Here is a 2,873-nt window from a genome sequence, read left to right as displayed (position 1 = left end):
GGCTGGCGACTTGCACCTGTGTGAGTTTCACGTTCGGTTTGCCGGTGATGTATTTGGCGAGCATCGCGGCCAGGCCGGCGTCGAAGCCGGTGGTCTTGCCGGTCATCGGGTCGGTGAGGGAGAAGACGGCGGCGGTGTCGGTGCCGCCCTCGATGAGCTGGCCGCGCGCCTTGATCGTCGCCATCAGGCTTCCGGCGGGGATGTCCGAGGGCGAGGCAACCGGCGCGTTATCGATTATCTGTTGGTAGGCATCGGAATTCGTGGCGCTGGTCCCGCTCGGTGACAGCGAGGACGAGCCGCAGGCGGTCAGCACGGCGGTGGCGGCGGTCAGTGCCGCGGCGGGTAGCGCACGGCGCAGCGCGAGCTTGGTCATTGACAACGCTCTTTCGATGGGGAGGAAGGGAATCGGTTCAGTGCGTGAGGATCTTGGACAGGAAATCGCGGGCGCGCTCGCTGCGCGGGCTGGCGAAGAACTCCTCGGGCGCAGCGGTTTCCACGATCCGCCCGGCATCCAGGAAGACCACCCGATCGGCGGCGCGACGGGCGAAGCCCATCTCGTGTGTGACCACGAGCATCGTCATGCCCTCGGCGGCCAATTGGGTCATCACGTCCAGGACCTCGGTGATCATCTCGGGATCCAGGGCCGAGGTCGGCTCGTCGAACAGCAGCAGCCGGGGATCCATGGCCAGCGCGCGGGCGATCGCCACCCGCTGCTGCTGGCCGCCGGAGAGCTGGGCGGGGTAGGCGTCCAGCTTGTCGGCCAGGCCGACCCGGGCCACCAGTTCGCGCGCCCGCTCCTCGGCTAGGCGTCGCGGGATCGCCTTGACCCGCGTCGGCGCCAGCGTGACGTTCTCCAGCACTGTCTTGTGCCCGAAGAGGTTGAAGGACTGGAAGACCATGCCCACCTGGGCCCGCATCCGGGCCAACTCCTTGCCCTCCAACGGCATCGGCAACCCGTCCAGGGCGATATCCCCGGAGTCGGCCGTCTCCAGCCGGTTCACGCAGCGGATCAGCGTCGACTTGCCGGAGCCGGAAGCGCCAAGCAGCACAACGACTTCGCCGGTGCGCACCTCGAGGTCGATGTCGTGGAGCACCTGGTGGTCCCCGAAGGATTTGTTGACCCCCGACAGGCGGAGCAGCGGGGGTGATGCGGTGTCAGCGGACATGGAACAAGAGCATGGGCGACCGGCAACCCATAGGTCCAATGAGGGTTTTCACGTCTATAGGTGGAATTTGTTTATGAGTCCATTTAACCTGGGCCGATGTACGATCCCCGGCAGCTCCAGGTGCTGGCCGAGGTCGCCCGCACCGGCACGTTCACCGCCGCGGCGGAGGCGCTCGGCTATACGCAGCCCGCCGTCAGCTACCAGATGCGCACCCTGGAACGCGCGGTCGGAGCGCCGCTCACCACCCGGTCGGGGCGCGGGGTCCACCTGACTCCTGTGGGCCAGGCGCTGGCGCGGCACGCCGAGACGGTCCTCGCGGTGTTGCGCACCGCGCAGGACGAGCTGGCCTCCCTGGTCGCCACGGGCGGTGGCCAGGTGCGGCTGTCCGCGTTCCAGAGCGGCTGCGTCGGCCTGGTGCCTTCCGCGCTGGTCGCCCTGCGGCGTACTCACCCCGAGTTGGAGGTGGTACTCACGCAGACCGAGTGCGCGACCTCGAATCGGCTGGTGCTCGATGGAGAGGTCGATCTCGCGGTGAAGTGCGACCTGGACGACGCGGAGAATCCGCCGGATCCGAGGCTGCGTCGCGTCCCGCTGCTCAGCGATCGGCGCTGCGTGCTGCTACCCGCCGACCATCCGGCGGCCACCGCCGCCGCTGTCTCGCTCGCCGACCTCGCTGGGGAGCGCTGGATCCTGGAGACGGTCCGGACCCGCTTCCTGGCGGCCTGCCGGGAGGCCGGTTTCACCCCACGGATCGCGGCCACCACGGACGATCAGCTCACCATCCATTCCCTGGTGGCGAACCACATCGGTGTGGCGATCATGAACGAGCTGGGCATCGCCGCGCGCACCCATCCGCATGTGGTAGCCCGGCCGTTGCAGGGCTGGCCCACTCGTAACATCTACGCACTGCTGTGGCCGGACCGGATGAGGTCGGCGCCGGTGGCCGCGCTGCTCTCCGCACTGGGCGCCGCGGCCGAAACACTGGGGTTCGGCCCCGCAGCCTGACGCCGCAATGGTCTGGGTCTCAGCGTAATTCAATTCATCGAGATCCTGACCGCTGACGCGCCAAGGGATTTCGACAACACTCGGTCCAACCATCCAGAGCGACCGAGAGACCTGGCTCGGAGACGTCGCGGCAACCCCAGCTCACGCGTGTGGGTGCTACTGCCAGGAGCGATGGAGGAATCCGTGCCTGGCTTTCGCGATCGATCGATCGATTTTTCCGCTGCTGCTGCCCGCCCATCGGGTGAGTTGCCCGTATCGGGTCCGCGTCCGGCACGTCCGACGGCCATGTGACCATGTCGCTGGAAATTCCCCCCGAGCTGCAGTGGCTGGCGTATCTCGCTGGTTCCTCGTGGCCGAAGGGCGATGAGGACAAGCTCTTCGCGCTGAGCAAGGATTGGTCGAATTCGGCTGATTCGCTGAACGGGATCATCGATCCGTTGCACGCGGCGGTGGACAGCGCGCTGTCCAGTTATTCCGGTTCGGGCGCGGATCAGATGAAATCGCAGTTCGATCAGTTCTTCTCGGGGGACAACTCGGTCGAGTCGATGGTGAAGGGGCTCGAGCAGCTCGCGGACTCGGTGTTCGATATGGGCAGCCAGACCGAGTACGCGAAGTTGCAGATCATCATCACGCTGGCGTTGATGGCCGCGGAGATCGCGTATGCGCTTTCGACGTTGTTCGGTGCGTGGGCGGTGTCGTTGG

Annotated in this window: 3 protein-coding genes, 1 pseudogene and 1 riboswitch; of the genes and pseudogenes, 2 read left to right on the top strand and 2 right to left on the bottom strand. The window is 66.8% G+C overall.

What is annotated here, in order from left to right:
• Positions 1–373 (bottom strand): annotated as a pseudogene (locus JZ791_RS43850) (hypothetical protein); the annotation flags it as partial.
• Positions 374–410: 37 nt separating this feature from the next.
• Positions 411–1,166, bottom strand: a complete 756-nt coding sequence (locus JZ791_RS43845) for an amino acid ABC transporter ATP-binding protein (protein ID WP_305802154.1) — start codon at positions 1,164–1,166, stop codon at positions 411–413.
• A 96-nt stretch (positions 1,167–1,262) separates the two neighbouring features.
• On the opposite strand from JZ791_RS43845, the gene JZ791_RS43840 reads away from it, so the two are divergent.
• A complete protein-coding gene (locus tag JZ791_RS43840; protein WP_216903856.1) occupies positions 1,263–2,171 on the top strand; it encodes a LysR family transcriptional regulator in 909 nt (302 codons plus the stop codon).
• Between the two features lie 86 nt (positions 2,172–2,257).
• Positions 2,258–2,349: riboswitch (SAM riboswitch) on the top strand.
• Between the two features lie 115 nt (positions 2,350–2,464).
• Positions 2,465–2,873, top strand: a 409-nt coding sequence (locus JZ791_RS43835) for a WXG100 family type VII secretion target (RefSeq protein ID WP_216903855.1), incomplete at its 3' end; no start/stop codon positions are given.

Origin of the sequence: Nocardia alni (assembly GCF_019038435.1) — a bacterium.
Taxonomy (GTDB): Bacteria; Actinomycetota; Actinomycetes; order Mycobacteriales; family Mycobacteriaceae; genus Nocardia; species Nocardia alni.
This window is presented reverse-complemented; position numbering and strand designations above follow the sequence as displayed.